Origin of the sequence: Sphingobium wenxiniae, assembly GCF_007830065.1 — a bacterium.
Taxonomy (GTDB): Bacteria; Pseudomonadota; Alphaproteobacteria; order Sphingomonadales; family Sphingomonadaceae; genus Sphingobium; species Sphingobium wenxiniae.
The window spans coordinates 321,835-338,595 of the sequence record NZ_VLKK01000004.1 but is presented as its reverse complement, the minus strand read 5'-3'; the positions used below and the strand labels follow the sequence as shown (position 1 = coordinate 338,595).

The window sequence follows — 16,761 nt, the reverse complement described above, 5'->3', positions numbered from 1 at the left end:
AAAATCGCTCAGGGCTGACGGATCAGGACCGCCGTGGAACCTTCACAATCAGTTAGTTTCAAAAGGAAACCTATAATGGGTGCAAGGGGTCCGGGCGCTGGTCGCCTGAAAGCCGTCGCTGCGCGGGCCGTGTCGGCTGCTCACCCATGGGAACAGGAGGGGATGCCGGCTGCGGAGAAGGTGCTGGCCTTCCTGCGGACCCTGCCCATCGTGTCGGGCCTCAAGGCTGGCGAGAAAATGGAATTGCTGGCGTTTCAGGAGCAATTCGTGCGCGGGATATATGAACCCTGCGACGATCAGGGCAAGCGTCTGGTGCGTCTTGCTGCGCTGTCTGTGGCGCGTGGCAACGGCAAATCTGGTCTGCTGGCCGGTCTGTCGCTGGCTCACCTCATGGGGCCGATGCTGGAACCCTATGGCGAGTGCTATGCCGCCGCACTCGACCGCGAACAGGCTGCGGTCCTGTATCGCATGGTCTGCGCCTATATTTACGAAACCCCATGGATGGCTGCGCGTGTGAATATCCGCGACCAGTTCAAGGAAATCACCGACCACGAAAGCGGCTCGATCTGGCGGGCGCTGACTTCGGACGCGCGCAAGGCCCACGGCTTGGCCCCGTCCTTCTGGGTGGCGGACGAGGTGGCGCAATGGCGATCCCGTGAACTATGGGATAATCTGCGGACGGGCATGGCGAAGCGCAAACATGCCCTGGGCGTCACGATCAGCACGCAGGCGGCGGACGATCTGCATTTCTGGTCTGAGATGCTGGACGCGGAACCGGCGCCATCGGTCTATATCCAGCTTCATGCGGCCCCTGACGATTGCGCGCTGGATGATCGCGAGGCGTGGGCAGCGGCAAACCCGGCATTGGGGGCGTTCCTCAACGAGGATGAATTTGCGGATGCTGCGGCCATGGCCATGCGCTCGCCATCCTTCGCCCCTGCCTTCCGCCTGCTGAACCTCAATCAGCGCATTGCAGCGGAGGGCCGGTTCATCGAACAGGCGGATTGGGATGCCAATGGCGATCCCTTCAATCCCGCCGAACTGGAGGGCAAGCGGTGCTATGGGGGCCTCGACCTGTCCAGCACGCGCGACTTGACGGCGCTGGCGCTCTACTTCCCCGACGAAGGCAAGCTGCTGGTCTGGCATTGGGTTCCTGCCGACACGATAGGCGAGCGCGTCGAGCGTGATCGCGTGCCCTATGACCGCTGGGCCGATGAAGGCTGGATGGAAAGGACCGTGGGCCGCGCTACTGATCGCGTTGCCATTGCGCGCCAGCTTGCCGAGATCAGGCAGTCCTATGACGTGCAGGGCATTGCGTTCGACCGCTGGCGCTTCGAGGACTTGGGCAAGCTGCTGTCGGACGAGGGCATAGACCTTCCCCTGGTGGAGTTCGTGCCGGGGTTCAAAAGCTATGCCCCTGCCGTGGATGCCTTTGAGCGGGCGCTGCTGGATCGCCGGATGCAGCACAACAACAATCCGCTGCTGCGCTGGCAGGCCGGTAACGTGATCGTGGAGCCGGACCCGGCAGGCAACCGCAAGCCGACCAAGGCGAAGTCGCTGGACCGGATCGATGGGTTGGTCGCGGCAATAATGGCCTGCGGACTTGCGGCGACCGATGAAGGGCCGCAAGTCTACAAGGGCGAAGGGCTGATGTGGCTTTAGCGAATAGATACCGCCGTCGCTTCGCGGCCTTCGGGGGTATGCTCTGTCACCACCAGGACGACATAGTTCGGAAGGTCGCGAGGATTGAAGATGCGCTGCACGACCGTAAGCATTTTGCGATTCTCGGCCTTGTAGCGGTCCAGCCCCTGCAACACTCCCGGTTCAAGGATCATGTCGCCTACAGCAGGTAGAAAACCCGCGAAATCTTCCAGGCCGTAATCCTGCTGGAAATCCTCCCATTTTCCATCCTCCATCTGCTTGTAGAGGCGCACGGTTATTTCATCAGTCGTTGGCTTATTCACGCAAGAATCTCCGATAGTTGGCTGCTGGATCATATGGGCCCATATGCAGAACGCTACGAATTATTTAGTTCCGATACGGCCCTATATAGGGTAAGCTATGCTGTCCTAATTCAACATGGAGCATAGCAGTGAAAACGAGTGACATGATCGAACAGCGGGCGGGGATCGTCGCTCGCATGAACGCCGCCCACGAAACCGACGACAATGCGGCTTTCGAGGCGGCGGATAGCGAACTGCGGGCGCTCGACGCCAAGCTGGATCGCCAGCGCAAGATCGACGCCGCCGACCGCACCGAGATCGGCACGCCGATAAATGGCGACAACAAGCTGACCAGCGAAATCCGTTCCCGGTTCCACATCGGACGCGCCATCGCGGGCGCTGCGGGGCTGGCGGTCGATTGGGGCTTTGAACGCGAGGTGCAGACCGAATTGGCGAAGCGCGCCGGGCGCAATGCCGAGGGCGTGTTCATCCCGACCGAGTGCTTTGAAACCCGTGTCCTGACCACCGCCGCCGGCTCCGAACTGGTCCCGACCGAGCATCGCCCGGATCAGTATATCAGCGCCCTGGTCGCCTCCAGCGTCGTTCGCGGCATGGGTGCGCGCGTCCTGTCGGGCCTGACCGGCAATCTCTCCATCCCCCGCGAGACGGATAGCCCCGCTATCGGCTGGGTTGCGGAGAACAGCGCGCTCACCGCCGACGACGCCGACTTTGACGCCATCACCCTGTCGCCCAAGCACGCGGGCGCGCTGTCGGAATGGTCGCGTAACATGCTGATGCAGGCCAGCCCGGACGTGGAAAGCCTGTTGCGCCAGATGCTGGCCCGCAATCTCGCGCTGGCGATCGACCGCGCTGCGATCAGGGGCGGCGGCACGAATGAACCCAAGGGCGTGCTGGAAACGACCGGTATTCAGAAAGTGACCGCCCCGGCTTCGCTGTTCGATGCGGTAGCCGATGCCGTCGCGCTGGCGGACGTGGCGAATGTCGGCGCATCGCGTGGCCTGCTAACCACCCCGGAAATCCGCAAGATCGCCGCTAAGGCGCTGGATGCCAACGGCCTGCCCATCGGCATTGACAAGGTGCTGGGCGGCGTGTCCGCGACCTTCTCCAATCAGGTGCCCAAGACGCTGGGCGGCACCCCCGGCGCCGAACATGGCATGATCTACGGCGACTGGTCGGAACTGCTGATCGGCATCTGGTCGGAAATCGACATCCTTGTGAACCCGTTTGAATCGACGGCCTACAGCAAGGGCAATGTCATGATCCGCGCCATGGCGACGGTCGATTGCGCGGTGCGCCATCCCAAGGCGTTCGTATCGGTCGAGGACGTGACCACCGCGACCCCGGCCATGCCGGAAGTGGTGACGCCCTGATGAGCGCGGCGGCATCCATCGAGCGGCGGGCCTTCACGGAGGTCCGCACCGCCGGGCGGCGTATCGAAGGGTATGCCGCCACCTTCAACGCGGAGGCGAACCTTGGCGCGTTCCGGGAGCGCATTGCCCCCGGCGCGTTCCGTTCGGCACTGTCGAGCGATATCCTGGCGCTGCTGGATCATGACCCCGGCAACGTGCTGGGCCGCACCCGTTCGGGCACACTGCGCCTGTCTGAGGATAGCAGGGGCCTCGCCTTCTCGCTCGACCTTCCCGACACGCAGGCTGGCCGTGACGTGCTGGAACTGGCCCACCGCAATGATCTGGGCGGCATGTCCTTCGGCTTCACGGTCCCCAAGGGCGGCGAAAGCTGGCAGGGCGAAACGCGGACCCTGCGGACGGTCGATCTGAAAGAGATCAGCATCGTGCAGGCATGGCCCGCCTATCCCGATACAGAGATCGCGCTGCGAAGCCGTGGCCATGATGACCATAGCCTGCGCCGCCGCCGGTCCCTCATTCTCGCAGAGGTGGCCCGTGCGATTGGCTGACCGCTTCCTGTCCCGGCTGGGCTATGAACGCCGCGACGCCAGCGACCCGTCATGGGCGGCGCTGGCCCCCGGCATCGGCTATCATGCAGGCGTGTCGGCACGCTATGCCGAGAATATGAGCGCGGTGCTGGGTTGCGTGAATGTCATCGCGGACAGCCTCGCCAGCATCCCGGCGCTGGTCTATCGGCTGGAGGGCGAAAACAGGATCGAGGCTTTGAGCCATCCCCTGCGCCGCCTGACCGTCAATGGCGTAAACGAAGGCATGACCTGGCCGGAGTTCATCGGCCATCTGGTCGCCTCCACGCTGCTGACCGGCAACGGCCTTGCCGAGATCATCCGATCCGGCAACGGGCAGCTTGCGGGCCTCGCCTATATCCCGTGGGGCATGGTGACGGTCGCGGAACTGGCGAGCGGGCGACTGGCCTATGACGTGTCGGACGGGCGCGGGCATGTGCGCCGCCTGCTGGCCGGTGAAGTCATCCACCTTCGCGACCGCACCGATGACGGCAAGATCGGCGTGTCGCGTCTCTCGCGGGCCGCCAGCGCCGTTGAGGCTGTCCAGCTTGCCAACAGCCATGCCAGTGCCTTTCTCGCCAACGGGGCGTCCCCCAGCGGCTGGATCGAGGTTCCCGGCACCATGAAGCCCGATCAGCGCAAGGAACTGCGGGAAGGCTTCCAGAGCCGCCACGGCGGGGCAGGCAATGCCGGTTCGACGCTGGTGTTGGATGGCGGCATGAAGTGGAACGGCGTGTCCCTGTCCCCGGAAGATAGCGAACTGCTGGAAACCCGGAAATTCGGCACGGAAGAAATCTGCCGCCTGTTTCAGGTGCCGCCGCCGCTGGTGCAGGACTATAGCCACAACACTTTCACGAACAGCGAGACGGCGGGTCGCTGGTTCGCCATGTTCACGCTGGCCCCATGGGCACGGAAGATCGAGGCGGAATTTGCCCGGTCTGTGTTCCCGACCAATGGCCCCTACGAACTGGAACTGGACCTGTCCGGCTTCCTTCGCGGCGATCCGCAAACCCGCTGGCAGGCGCATGAGATCGCGCTGCGGAACAAGGTGCTGGATGCCAACGAAGTTCGCCAGATTGAGGGCTGGAACCCGCGCAAGGAGGAACCTGCTGGCGTCCGTAGTCCGGCGAATCCAGACGACGGGAAACAGGTGATCGAGAATCAGGGAGAACAGTCCCATGTCTGATCTTGTCACCCTTGCAGAAGCAAAGCTGCACCTGCGCGTCATCCATGACGATGAGGATACGGCCATCGCCATGATGATCGCGGCGGCGTCCGATGCCGTGCGCGACGTGGCGAGCGGTTGGGATGGCGAGGGGGAAACCCCGGCGCGGATCAAGCTGGCCGTCCTGACCCGCGTGGGCGTCATGTTTGACCAGCGGGATAGTCTGGAACCGGGCAAGGGGGAGTTGCCGATGCTGACCCCGTTGCGGGCGCTGGAGGTCTGATGGACGCGGGAAGGCTCAACCGGCGTGTGACGATCCAGCATCGCGTCGAATCACAAGACCCGATGTATGGAACGCCTATCGTTGCCTGGGAACCGATGGTGACGGTATGGGCTGAAGTGCAGGACATTCTACCGAGCCGGGGCGAGGATATGGCCGAGGTCATCAATCTGGCGCGTCGGCCCGCTCGCGTTCGGATGCGCTGGCGGGATGACGTGGACATGACCATGCGCCTTATCATCGACGGGCGGACGCTGGAGATCATCGCGGGACCGGCAGAGCTTGGCTACCGGGAAGGCATCGAGCTGATGGCCGAGGAACTAAGCACATAGCCCTGCTGGCCTATTCTCATGTGCCATCCATGTGCCACGGAGCCGCCGCTAGGTCGCGGAAAACGGCGGAAAAGCTAGGAAAACCGCGTCACACCGTTGGCACATGAAATCTGAGCGCAAATCGGCCGCGGCTGAGATCAAGTTACTGATTTTGCTTGGTAAAGTTTGGATGCCCGATGAGGATTCGAACCTCAATTGACGGAGTCAGAGTCCGTAGTCTTACCTTTAGACGATCGGGCATCAAAGGCGGAATAGTCTCCGCTTGGGAGGCCGCAAATAAGCGCGGTTTCAGAAGCGGTCAAGGGACTTTCGCACCCGCATGTGGGGGTCAATCGTCAAAATGACTATCGCGATTTAAAGGCAAGGACACTGCCGGATAGATAAAATCAATCCTTGGGAACCAAGCAAGGGGGCCGCTTCCTCGTGGGAAGCGGCCCCTCCGGACAATTCAATCCAGATCCTGCGTGGTGAAGTCCTCACCCTGGACAACGCCCAGCGGATCGTCGCCGATCGCCGCTTCCGGGCCTTGCGCCAGTTCGGCGGCATGTTCCTCGGCAGCCGATTTGGGCGCGATCAGGTCGACCTGACTCGACGCCCGCAGAGCGGCCCGCAGCGCAGCGTCGCGTGACGAGGCGGCGACGCGCATCCGGTTCATGCCGGCGCCCGTGCCCGCCGGGATCAGGCGGCCGACGATGACGTTTTCCTTGAGGCCGACCAGCGTGTCCTTCTTGCCCTGAACCGCCGCTTCCGTGAGGACGCGGGTCGTTTCCTGGAAGGACGCGGCCGAGATGAAGGAACGGGTCTGGAGCGAGGCCTTGGTGATGCCCAGCAGCACCGGCTTGCCAGCGGCGGGCTGGAAACCCGGCGCGAGCTTGCTGTTGATCTCGTCCATTTCCTCGCGGTCGACCTGCTCGCCCACCAGCAGCGTGGTGTCGCCGGATTCGATGATCTCGACCTTCTGCAGCATCTGGCGAACGATCGTTTCGATGTGCTTGTCGTTGATCTTCACGCCCTGCAAGCGATAGACTTCCTGGATTTCCGCGACCAGATATTCGGCCAGCGGCTCGATGCCGAGCACTTCCAGAATGTCATGCGGGTCGGGCGAACCGCCGATCAGGTTGTCGCCGCGCTTCACATAGTCGCCTTCCTGAACGTCGATCACCTTGCTCTTGGGGATCAGATATTCGACCGGCTCGCCGCCATCCTCGGGGACGATGGCGATCTTGCGCTTCGCCTTATAGTCCTTGAGGAACTGGACGCGGCCCGACACCTTGGCAATGATCGCATTGTCCTTGGGCTTGCGGGCTTCGAACAGTTCGGCGACGCGGGGCAGACCGCCGGTGATGTCGCGGGTCTTCGCGGCTTCGCGAGAGACGCGCGCCAGCACGTCGCCGGCCTGCACCTGCGCCCCGTCATCGACCGACAGGGTGGCGCCCACCGCCAGCATGTAGCGGGCGGCCTCGCCGGATTCGTCGTCCAGCAGGGTAAGACGCGGACGCAGATCCTCCTTCGTGCGGGCGGAACCGCGATGCTCGGTGACGACGCGCTGGGCGATGCCGGTGGCTTCGTCGGTCTGTTCGGTCAGCGTCTTGCCGTCGATCAGGTCCTGATACTTCACGATGCCCGGTTTTTCGGTGATGACCGGCATGGTGAAGGGGTCCCATTCCGCGATGCGGTCGCCCTGCTTCACCGGCGCGCCGTCCGCGAACAGAACGGTCGCGCCATAGGGCAGGCGATGGGTCGCGCGTTCGCGGCCCTCGCTGTCGATGATCGCGATCTCGCCGTTGCGGGCGAGCGACAGGCGGCGACCGTTCTTATCGGTGATCGTCGGCATGTCGCGCAGTTCCAGCGTACCGTCGGACACGGCTTCCAGGTTCGACGTTTCGTTGAAGTTCGCCGCGCCGCCGATGTGGAAGGTCCGCATGGTGAGCTGCGTGCCCGGTTCGCCGATGGACTGCGCCGCGATGACGCCGACCGCTTCACCGATGTTGACCGGCGTGCCGCGAGCCAGGTCGCGGCCGTAGCACTTGGCGCAAACGCCCATCTTGCTTTCGCAGATCAGCGGACTGCGAATCTTCACCGCCTGTGTGCCGATGGCTTCGATCTCGGCCACCAGAGCTTCGTCCAGCAGGGTGCCGACCGGAACCACGACGCTGCCGTCCTTCGTGTCGACGATATCCTGCGCCGTGGTGCGGCCCAGGATGCGCTCGCCCAGCGATGCGATGACGGAGCCGCCCTGGATGATGGCCTTCATCTCCAGCGCCTTTTCGGTGCCGCAATCCTCCTCGACAACGGTGCAGTCCTGCGACACGTCGACCAGACGACGGGTCAGGTAGCCCGAGTTCGCCGTCTTGAGCGCGGTGTCGGCCAGGCCCTTGCGGGCGCCGTGGGTGGAGTTGAAATATTCAAGGACGGTGAGGCCTTCCTTGAAGTTCGAGATGATCGGCGTTTCGATGATCTCGCCGCTCGGCTTGGCCATGAGGCCGCGCATACCGGCAAGCTGCTTCATCTGGGCCTGCGAACCACGCGCACCCGAGTGCGCCATCATGTAGATGGAGTTGATCGGGGCCAGACGGCCGGTCTGCGGGTCCTTGGGCTGGGCGCGGATTTCGTCCATCATGGCGTTCGCGACCACGTCGCCGCAACGGCTCCAGGCGTCGATCACCTTGTTGTACTTTTCCTGCTGGGTGATCAGGCCGTCCTGATATTGCTGTTCATAATCAGCCACCAGCGCCTTGGTTTCCGCAACGGTTCCTTCCTTGGAATCGGGGATGACCATGTCGTCCTTGCCGAACGAAATGCCCGCCTGGAACGCGTGGCGGAAGCCCAGCGCCATGATCGCGTCGGCAAACAGCACCGTGTCCTTCTGGCCGGTGTGGCGATAGACCTGATCGATGACGTCCCCGATTTCCTTCTTGGTGAGAAGGCGGTTGACGACGTCGAAGGGCACCTTGTGGCTCTTGGGCAGGCACTCGCCCAGCAGCATGCGACCCGGCGTCGTCTCGAAGCGCTTCATATACTGATTGCCGGCTTCGTCGGTCTGCGGCACGCGGCTGGTGATCTTCGTGTGCAGCGTCACCGCCTTGGCGAAGAGCGCCTGATGCACTTCCTGCATGTCGGCCAGCAGCATGCCTTCACCCGGCTCGCCTTCGCGTTCCATGGACAGGTAATAGATACCCAGCACCATGTCCTGCGAGGGGACGATGATCGGCTTGCCGTTCGCGGGGCTGAGGATGTTGTTGGTCGACATCATCAGCACGCGCGCTTCCAGCTGGGCCTCAAGGCTCAGGGGAACGTGCACGGCCATCTGGTCGCCGTCGAAGTCCGCGTTGAACGCCGAGCAGACCAGCGGGTGAAGCTGGATCGCCTTGCCTTCGATCAGCACGGGTTCGAACGCCTGGATGCCCAGACGGTGCAGTGTCGGCGCACGGTTCAGCATGACCGGATGCTCGCGGATCACTTCGTCCAGGATGTCCCAGACTTCCTTGCGCTCCTTCTCGACCCACTTCTTCGCCTGCTTGAGGGTCATGCTGAGACCCTTGGCGTCAAGCCGCGCGTAGATGAAGGGCTTGAACAGTTCGAGCGCCATCTTCTTGGGCAGGCCGCACTGGTGCAGCTTGAGTTCGGGACCGGTCACGATGACCGAACGACCCGAATAGTCGACGCGCTTGCCGAGCAGGTTCTGGCGGAAGCGGCCCTGCTTGCCCTTGAGCATGTCGGACAGCGACTTGAGCGGACGCTTGTTCGCGCCGGTGATGACACGGCCGCGACGGCCATTGTCGAACAGGGCGTCGACGGCTTCCTGCAACATGCGCTTTTCGTTGCGGACGATGATGTCCGGCGCGCGCAGTTCCATCAGCCGCTTCAGGCGGTTGTTACGGTTGATGACGCGGCGGTAGAGGTCATTGAGGTCCGACGTCGCGAAGCGGCCGCCGTCCAGCGGCACCAACGGGCGCAGTTCGGGCGGGATGACCGGCACCACGTCCAGGATCATCCATTCCGGCCGGTTGCCCGATTCCAGGAAGCTCTCGACGACCTTGAGCCGCTTGATGATCTTCTTGGGCTTGAGTTCCGACTTGGTGGTGGCAAGCTCGTCGAGCAGCGCGACCTTCTCGCCTTCCAGGTCGAGATCCATCAGCATCTGCTTGACCGCTTCCGCGCCGATCCCGGCGGTGAAGGCGTCCTCGCCATATTCGTCCTGCGCGTCGAGCAGTTCGTCCTCTGTCAGAAGCTGGAACTTCTCCAGCGGGGTCAGGCCCGGCTCGGTGACGATGTAGCTTTCGAAATAGAGCACGCGCTCAAGCTGCTTGAGCTGCATGTCGAGCAGCAGGCCGATGCGGCTGGGCAGCGACTTCAGGAACCAGATATGCGCGACCGGCGCGGCCAGTTCGATATGCCCCATCCGCTCGCGGCGGACCTTCGACACCGTGACTTCGACACCGCACTTTTCGCAGACGATGCCCTTGTACTTCATGCGCTTGTACTTGCCGCACAGGCATTCGTAGTCCTTGATCGGACCGAAGATGCGCGCGCAGAACAGGCCGTCGCGTTCGGGCTTGAACGTGCGGTAGTTGATGGTTTCCGGCTTCTTGATCTCGCCGAAGGACCAGGACCGGATGCGCTCAGGCGAGGCAAGGCCGATCTGGATCTGGTCGAAGGTCTCCGCCTTCTGGACGGGGTTCGCGAAGTTGGTCAGTTCGTTCATTTCGAATTCCTCGAAAGAGATTCTATTGCTTGTTCATATTTCGGCAGTTGGTCCCGCGCGTCTTGTCGATAAGTCTCATCAACCTTCGCCATTTGCTGTGCGAAAAGCTTGTCGCGAATACCTGCGGTAAACCTCCGCACTGCGCCCGCTCCATGGACGCGCCCAATACGCAACAATTCCACCTGCTCTCTCAGGCGCGCTAACAGACTATCTTTGTCGCCAAGATAAACCCTCACTGCCTCGAAGTTTTGATCTACTGTTTTAAAATCCATGTCGCTGCCTGCGAATTTTAGGCCCAGATCCGAAAAGGCGCGTTTGAAGCTAGGAACCACCGTCAAGTTATTCTCAGCGCGAACCAGAGCGGTAGACCTTGCGTCAAACATCTGATCCGATCCTCCGACTTCTGAGAAATAGCGGAGGATAACACCGTCCTTTTCAATGCGCTCAGACCTGCCTAGGGCATTTCCATTGGCTTCGATGCAGACACAATCCGAGTTTTCCACCAACTGGCGGAAAACCGGATTGAGATTAGTGTCAGAAACCCGCGACAACTCTTACTCGGCCGCCTGCGCCAAGCCGTCGCCGTCTTCTTCGATCTCGTCCATCGCGGCGAGTTCGACGTTGAGGCCCAGCGAGCGCATTTCCTTGACGAGCACGTTGAAGCTTTCGGGGATGCCAGCTTCGAAGGTGTCGTCGCCCTTGACGATCGCTTCGTAGACCTTGGTGCGGCCGACCACGTCGTCCGACTTCACCGTCAGCATTTCCTGCAAGGTGTAGGCGGCGCCATAGGCCTGGAGCGCCCACACCTCCATTTCACCGAAGCGCTGGCCGCCGAACTGCGCCTTACCGCCCAGCGGCTGCTGGGTGACGAGGCTGTAGGGGCCGATGGAACGGGCGTGGATCTTGTCATCGACCAAGTGGTGCAGCTTGAGCATGTAAATAATGCCCACCGTCACCTTACGGTCGAACTTGTCGCCCGTGCGGCCGTCATACAGGTCGCTCTGACCCGACGAGTTCAGCCCCGCCAGTTCCAGCATCGCCGACACGTCCGCTTCGCGCGCACCGTCGAACACCGGCGTCGCCATCGGCACGCCGCGTTCCAGATGCTGCGCCAGATCGACGATCTGGTCCGCGGTCCGCCCATTGATCTGGTCCGCATATTGCGGGCCGTAGGTTTCGAGCAGGCGCGTCTTGACCGCATCCGGCATGTCGCCAGCCTGCGCGTTCGGATTGGCTTCCCGCCAATCTTCCAGCGCGTGCTTGAGCTGCTGGCCCAGACCGCGCGCGGCCCAGCCCAGATGCGTTTCGAAAATCTGCCCGACATTCATGCGCGACGGCACGCCCAGCGGGTTCAGCACGATGTCGACATGGGTGCCGTCCTCCAGGAACGGCATGTCCTCGATCGGCAGGATGCGCGAGATGACGCCCTTGTTGCCGTGACGGCCGGCCATCTTGTCGCCCGGCTGCAGCTTGCGCTTCACCGCGACGAAGACCTTGACCATCTTGAGCACGCCCGGGGGCAGCTCGTCGCCGCGCTGCAGCTTGTCGACGCGGTCCTCGAACTTGTCGACGATCGAGCGGACGGCTTCGTCATACTGCGCCTTGACGGCTTCCAGATCGCTCTGGATCTTGTCGTCCTCGACCGCGAACTTCCACCATTCGTGGCGCTCGACTTCGCCCAGCAGAGCCTCGTCGATCGCCACGCCCTTGCGGATGCCCTTGGGCGCGGCCGTGGCGGTCTGGCCCAACAGCATCTCGCGCAGGCGGTTGAAGGTCGCGCGGTTGAGGATCGCGCGTTCGTCTTCGCGGTCCTTCGCCAGGCGGTCGATCTCCTCGCGCTCGATCGCCATGGCGCGCTCGTCCTTGTCGATGCCGTGGCGGTTGAACACGCGCACTTCGACGACCGTGCCGGCAACGCCCGGCGGCAGGCGCAGGGACGTATCGCGCACATCGCTCGCCTTTTCGCCGAAGATGGCGCGCAGCAGCTTTTCTTCCGGCGTCATCGGGCTTTCGCCCTTGGGCGTGATCTTGCCGACCAGGATGTCGCCCGGCTCGACCTCCGCGCCGATATAGACGATGCCTGCCTCGTCGAGGTTACGCAGCGCTTCTTCACCGACGTTCGGAATGTCGCGGGTGATGTCTTCCGGGCCCAGCTTGGTGTCGCGGGCCATGACTTCGAACTCCTCGATATGGATCGAGGTGAAGACGTCATCCTTCACGATGCGTTCGCTGATGAGGATGGAATCCTCATAGTTGTAGCCATTCCACGGCATGAACGCGACCAGCGTGTTGCGCCCCAGCGCCAGCTCGCCGAACTCGGTCGACGGGCCGTCCGCGATCACATCGCCAGCTTCAATGAGGTCGCCCACCTTCACCAGCGGACGCTGGTTGATGCAGGTGTCCTGGTTGGACCGCTGGAACTTCTGGAGCGTGTAGATGTCGACGCCCGACTGTCCGGCGGCAATGTCGCCGGTCACGCGGATGACGATACGGGCCGCGTCGACCTGATCGACGATGCCCGCGCGCTTGGCGGCGATGGCCGCGCCGGAATCGCGCGCGACCGTACCTTCCATGCCGGTGCCGACGAACGGCGCTTCGGCCTGGACCAGCGGCACCGCCTGACGCTGCATGTTCGATCCCATCAGCGCGCGGTTGGCGTCATCGTTTTCCAGGAACGGAATGAGCGAAGCCGCCACCGACACGAGCTGTTTGGGGCTGACGTCCATCAATGTGATGTGGTCACGGGGCGCCATCAGGAATTCGCCCGCTTCCCGCGCGGAGATCAGGTCTTCGGCCAGCGATCCATCGGCGTTCACTTCGGCGTTCGCCTGCGCGATGGTGTGCTTGGCTTCTTCCATGGCCGACAGATAGACGACGTCGTTCGTCACCTTGCCGTCGATCACCTTGCGATAGGGCGTCTCGATGAAGCCATATTTGTTCACGCGGCTGAATGTGGCCAGCGAGTTGATCAGACCGATGTTCGGGCCTTCCGGCGTCTCGATCGGGCAGATGCGGCCATAGTGGGTCGGGTGAACGTCGCGCACTTCGAAGCCCGCGCGCTCGCGGGTCAGACCGCCCGGCCCAAGCGCCGACACGCGGCGCTTGTGGGTGACTTCCGACAGCGGGTTGGTCTGGTCCATGAACTGCGAAAGCTGCGACGAACCGAAGAACTCGCGCACTGCGGCCACGGCGGGCTTCGCGTTGATGAGGTCGTTGGGCATCACGGTCGACACGTCGACGCTCGACATGCGCTCCTTGACGGCGCGTTCCATGCGCAGCAGGCCGACGCGATACTGGTTCTCCAGCAGTTCGCCGACCGAACGCACGCGGCGGTTGCCGAGATTGTCGATATCGTCGATCTCGCCCTTGCCGTCCTTGAGGTTCACCAGTTCCTTGACCACGGCGAGGATGTCCTCGACCCGCAGCGTCGTCACGGTGTCCTCTGCGTCCAGATCGAGGCGCATGTTGAGCTTCACGCGGCCGACCGCCGACAGGTCATAGCGTTCCGGATCAAAGAACAGGCCAGCGAACAGCGCCTCGGCGGTTTCCTTCGTCGGCGGTTCGCCGGGGCGCATGACGCGATAGATGTCGGAGAGCGCCTGATCGCGTTCCTCGGCCTTGTCGGCTTTCAGCGTGTTACGGATCCACGGACCGGTGGTCACATGGTCGATGTCCAGCAGTTCCAGACGGTCGATGCCCGCCTTGTCCAGCTTCTCAAGGTTCTCCGGCGACACTTCGTCGCCCGCCTCGATATAGATTTCGCCGGTCTTCTCGTTGACGAGGTCATAGGCGCTGTAGCGGCCATAGACTTCCTCGGTCGGGATCAGCAGCGTCTCAAGCCCGTCTTTCTCCGCCTTGTTGGCGGCGCGGGGCGAAATCTTGTGGCCCGCCGCGAAGACGACTTCGCCCGACTTGGCGTCGACGATGTCGAAAGCGGGCTTCTGGCCGCGCCATGCTTCGGCGACATAGGGAATCTGCCAGCCGCCTTCGCCACGGACGAAAACGACCTTGTTGTAGAAATAGCCGAGGATATCCTCCGCCGTCAGGCCCAGTGCATAGAGCAGCGCCGTGACCGGCAGTTTGCGCTTGCGGTCGATGCGGACGTTGACGATGTCCTTGGCGTCGAACTCGAAGTCCAGCCACGAACCGCGATAGGGGATGACGCGCGCGGCGAACAGATATTTGCCCGAAGAGTGGGTCTTGCCCCGGTCATGGTCGAACAGCACGCCCGGCGAGCGGTGCATCTGCGACACGATGACGCGCTCGGTTCCGTTGACGATGAAGGTGCCGTTGCCGGTCATGAGCGGCATGTCGCCCATATAGACATCCTGCTCCTTGATATCGAGCACGGAACGGGTTTCGGTGTCCTGGTCGACTTCGAACACGATCAGGCGCAGCGTGACGCGCATCGGCGCGGCGTAGGTGATGCCGCGCTGGCGGCATTCTTCCACGTCATATTTCGGGTCTTCCAGCTCATAATGGACGAAGTCCATTTCCGCCGTGCCCGCAAAGTCGCGGATCGGGAAGACGGAGCGCAGCGTCTTTTCAAGGCCCGAAACATAGCCGATCTTGGGATCGGACCGCAGGAATTGTTCGTAGCTCTCCCTCTGGACCTCGATCAGGTTCGGCATCTGCACCACTTCGTGGATGTCGCCGAACACCTTGCGGATGCGCTTCTTCGCGCCGGTGTTGCTGATGGGGGGAAGAGCTTTGGTCGCCATGCGTTTCCTGCCTTTTGTTCGTCGCATTTTTTCGCATCGCAGCGAAAACTCAGCCTGACGGGACGATTTTCGGGCCAGATTCGACTCGATTCGCCACGCAAAAAAGTGCGGGCCGGGACTGTCCGATCCGCACTGGCAGCGTCTTGTGCACCCATCAAACCCACCCAATTCCGCCGAAAACCGCGCGCTACCCGATTTCGGACCCCGGTGGGATCAAGGGCCGGTCAACCTCCACAGAGCGGTGGATCGACCGGATTTCATGAAAGCCATATAGGACGCGCTGTAGGATTTGTGAAGGGGGAGGGGGAGCGCTTTTTCTCCGGCCCACGCAAATCGCATTGCTGCCTTTATGGCTTTACCGTCGGCGCCGCGACGGCCGGCAAGGTTGGCGGCGCGATCTTCACGGTTTCAAAGCGCTCTTGTCGCCGAACGCCGATCAGGGGAGGGGTGGATTTCGGAGCATCCGCCGCCGCGCCCGGCCCCTCTGCGATGACCGGCTCGCGCTGGCGCATGCATTCATTGCGGTTGGCGCGGGGAAACTGCGCGCAGTTCCATAAGGACCGCTGCAATCCCGTCGCCGCATTGTGGATATAGGCGAAGGTCATGTTTTCCATCTGTTCACCCGACAGAGGCACGCTGGAAGGAGTGTTCCCCGCGCGCCAGCCCATGATGCGGCATTCCCGCCGCCCGGCGCAGAAAGTGCGCGCCATGGCAGGCCAGTTGTCCGGCATGCTCTCTCTTGCCAGTTCGACCAGAAAGCTCTTGGCGCCCGGAACCATCACGACCAGCCGCGCTCCGGCGATGGCATTGGCCTCCACCGGCTGTTGCGGTTTGCCTGCCAGTTCGGTCGCCGTGCCGCCAGCCAGCATCGACGGCGACATTCCGGGTGTCAGGCCGGGCAGGCCCTGATGCGCCGGAGACAGGCGGGCGATTCGGCTGACGATCGGCTCGTCCATGTCTTGCGCTTTCCGAAAGGCAGGCGGCGTCCCCCACCATCCCCGCCAGCGGAAGAACAGATGCGTGCCCACCGCCGTCACCTTGTCCAGGCTGCCGCTCCAATAAGGCACCACCCAGTCGGTATGGTAATGCGTGGCATGACCCACCGGCTTGAACACCTTGCCCGCCAGCGCCTGCTTCGCGATCGCGCGCGCCCGTTCCCATGCCGCCTGCCCCGGCGTGCGCGCCAGCGCCCCGTCGCAGGTGAAGGTGAACTGACAACCGGTCGTGCGTTCCTGCCCCTGAAAGACCACGCCGCACACTGTTTTGGGGAAGGCGGGATGCCGCACGCGGTTGAGCACCACCTGCGCCACCGCCCTTTCGCCCGCCATGTCGTCGCCCGACTCATAGAGTTGCGCCGCCGCGAGGCAATCGGTCGCGCGCGCCAGAGCCGCCTCCGACCCGGCGAAGACAAAGGGCCGCGCCGCCGGATTGGCCGCTTTCGAAAAGGGAATGGCGGCATTGAGCGCCCGCGCCTGATCGCGTTCAAGCGCATAGACCTCCAGCGGCTCGACCGGAGGCGGGAGGCTGGGCGGGCGGACCGCGTCCGCCGCGCCTGTCCCAACCAGGCGCGGCGGGGCGGCGGGGCGATTCCCCGCTTCCCAGCTTGCTATCGCCATCGGCAGTCCGACGAACAGCACAAGCCAGAGCAGCCACATCGCCGGATG

Annotated in this window: 11 protein-coding genes and 1 tRNA gene; 6 read left to right on the top strand and 6 right to left on the bottom strand. The window is 63.1% G+C overall.

Going from position 1 to position 16,761, the window contains the following annotated elements; translation table 11 throughout:
- Window positions 1-75: 75 nt before the first annotated feature.
- Complete coding sequence (locus tag IQ35_RS08000; protein ID WP_145072531.1) at window positions 76-1,662, top strand: terminase large subunit; 1,587 nt, start codon at window positions 76-78, stop codon at window positions 1,660-1,662.
- On the opposite strand, the gene IQ35_RS07995 is transcribed toward IQ35_RS08000, so the two are convergent.
- Window positions 1,659-1,997, bottom strand: a complete 339-nt coding sequence (locus tag IQ35_RS07995) for a hypothetical protein (RefSeq protein ID WP_199739926.1) — start codon at window positions 1,995-1,997, stop codon at window positions 1,659-1,661. The two genes, IQ35_RS08000 and IQ35_RS07995, sit on opposite strands and share 4 nt — an antisense overlap.
- 95 nt (window positions 1,998-2,092) lie before the next feature.
- Between IQ35_RS07995 and IQ35_RS07990 the strand changes: the two genes are divergently transcribed.
- Genes IQ35_RS07990 through IQ35_RS07970 form a run of 5 tightly spaced genes read left to right on the top strand, consistent with a single transcriptional unit; the run spans window position 2,093 to window position 5,671 of the window.
- Complete coding sequence (locus IQ35_RS07990) at window positions 2,093-3,334, top strand: phage major capsid protein (RefSeq protein ID WP_145072529.1); 1,242 nt, start codon at window positions 2,093-2,095, stop codon at window positions 3,332-3,334.
- On the top strand, window positions 3,334-3,879 hold the full coding sequence (locus tag IQ35_RS07985) for an HK97 family phage prohead protease (RefSeq protein WP_145072527.1): 546 nt from the start codon (window positions 3,334-3,336) through the stop codon (window positions 3,877-3,879). Before IQ35_RS07990 ends, IQ35_RS07985 begins: the two co-directional genes overlap by 1 nt.
- Window positions 3,866-5,080, top strand: coding sequence for a phage portal protein (locus IQ35_RS07980; protein WP_145072525.1), 1,215 nt, complete (start codon window positions 3,866-3,868; stop codon window positions 5,078-5,080). Before IQ35_RS07985 ends, IQ35_RS07980 begins: the two co-directional genes overlap by 14 nt.
- Window positions 5,073-5,342 (top strand): head-tail connector protein, encoded by a 270-nt coding sequence (locus tag IQ35_RS07975; RefSeq protein ID WP_145072523.1) that lies wholly within the window; start codon window positions 5,073-5,075, stop codon window positions 5,340-5,342. Before IQ35_RS07980 ends, IQ35_RS07975 begins: the two co-directional genes overlap by 8 nt.
- Complete coding sequence (locus tag IQ35_RS07970; RefSeq protein ID WP_145072521.1) at window positions 5,342-5,671, top strand: phage head closure protein; 330 nt, start codon at window positions 5,342-5,344, stop codon at window positions 5,669-5,671. The genes IQ35_RS07975 and IQ35_RS07970 overlap by 1 nt, the downstream gene beginning before the upstream one ends.
- 166 nt (window positions 5,672-5,837) lie before the next feature.
- Here the strand turns inward: IQ35_RS07970 and IQ35_RS07965 are convergent.
- The 5 genes from IQ35_RS07965 to IQ35_RS07945 form a co-directional block, all read right to left on the bottom strand.
- Window positions 5,838-5,911 (bottom strand) — tRNA-Gln (locus tag IQ35_RS07965).
- Window positions 5,912-6,119: 208 nt separating this feature from the next.
- Window positions 6,120-10,376 (bottom strand): DNA-directed RNA polymerase subunit beta', encoded by a 4,257-nt coding sequence (gene rpoC / locus IQ35_RS07960; protein ID WP_021247208.1) that lies wholly within the window; start codon window positions 10,374-10,376, stop codon window positions 6,120-6,122.
- Window positions 10,373-10,927, bottom strand: a complete 555-nt coding sequence (locus IQ35_RS07955) for a hypothetical protein (RefSeq protein ID WP_158636619.1) — start codon at window positions 10,925-10,927, stop codon at window positions 10,373-10,375. The genes rpoC and IQ35_RS07955 overlap by 4 nt, the downstream gene beginning before the upstream one ends.
- A gap of 3 nt (window positions 10,928-10,930) precedes the next feature.
- Complete coding sequence (gene rpoB / locus IQ35_RS07950) at window positions 10,931-15,097, bottom strand: DNA-directed RNA polymerase subunit beta (RefSeq protein WP_145072517.1); 4,167 nt, start codon at window positions 15,095-15,097, stop codon at window positions 10,931-10,933.
- 347 nt (window positions 15,098-15,444) lie between these two features.
- Entirely contained in the window at window positions 15,445-16,752 is a 1,308-nt protein-coding gene (locus tag IQ35_RS07945) for a cell wall hydrolase (protein ID WP_145072564.1), read from the bottom strand.
- Window positions 16,753-16,761: the final 9 nt, after the last annotated feature.

Bases quoted from the DNA above. Each gene is read 5' to 3' on its own strand.
- IQ35_RS07975 (WP_145072523.1), top strand. From the start codon at position 5,073: ATGTCTGATCTTGTCACCCTTGCAGAAGCAAAGCTGCACCTGCGCGTC.
- IQ35_RS07970 (WP_145072521.1), top strand. From the start codon at position 5,342: ATGGACGCGGGAAGGCTCAACCGGCGTGTGACGATCCAGCATCGCGTC.
- IQ35_RS08000 (WP_145072531.1), top strand. From the start codon at position 76: ATGGGTGCAAGGGGTCCGGGCGCTGGTCGCCTGAAAGCCGTCGCTGCG.
- IQ35_RS07985 (WP_145072527.1), top strand. From the start codon at position 3,334: ATGAGCGCGGCGGCATCCATCGAGCGGCGGGCCTTCACGGAGGTCCGC.
- IQ35_RS07995 (WP_199739926.1), bottom strand. From the start codon at position 1,997: ATGATCCAGCAGCCAACTATCGGAGATTCTTGCGTGAATAAGCCAACG.
- rpoB (WP_145072517.1), bottom strand. From the start codon at position 15,097: ATGGCGACCAAAGCTCTTCCCCCCATCAGCAACACCGGCGCGAAGAAG.
- IQ35_RS07945 (WP_145072564.1), bottom strand. From the start codon at position 16,752: ATGTGGCTGCTCTGGCTTGTGCTGTTCGTCGGACTGCCGATGGCGATA.
- rpoC (WP_021247208.1), bottom strand. From the start codon at position 10,376: ATGAACGAACTGACCAACTTCGCGAACCCCGTCCAGAAGGCGGAGACC.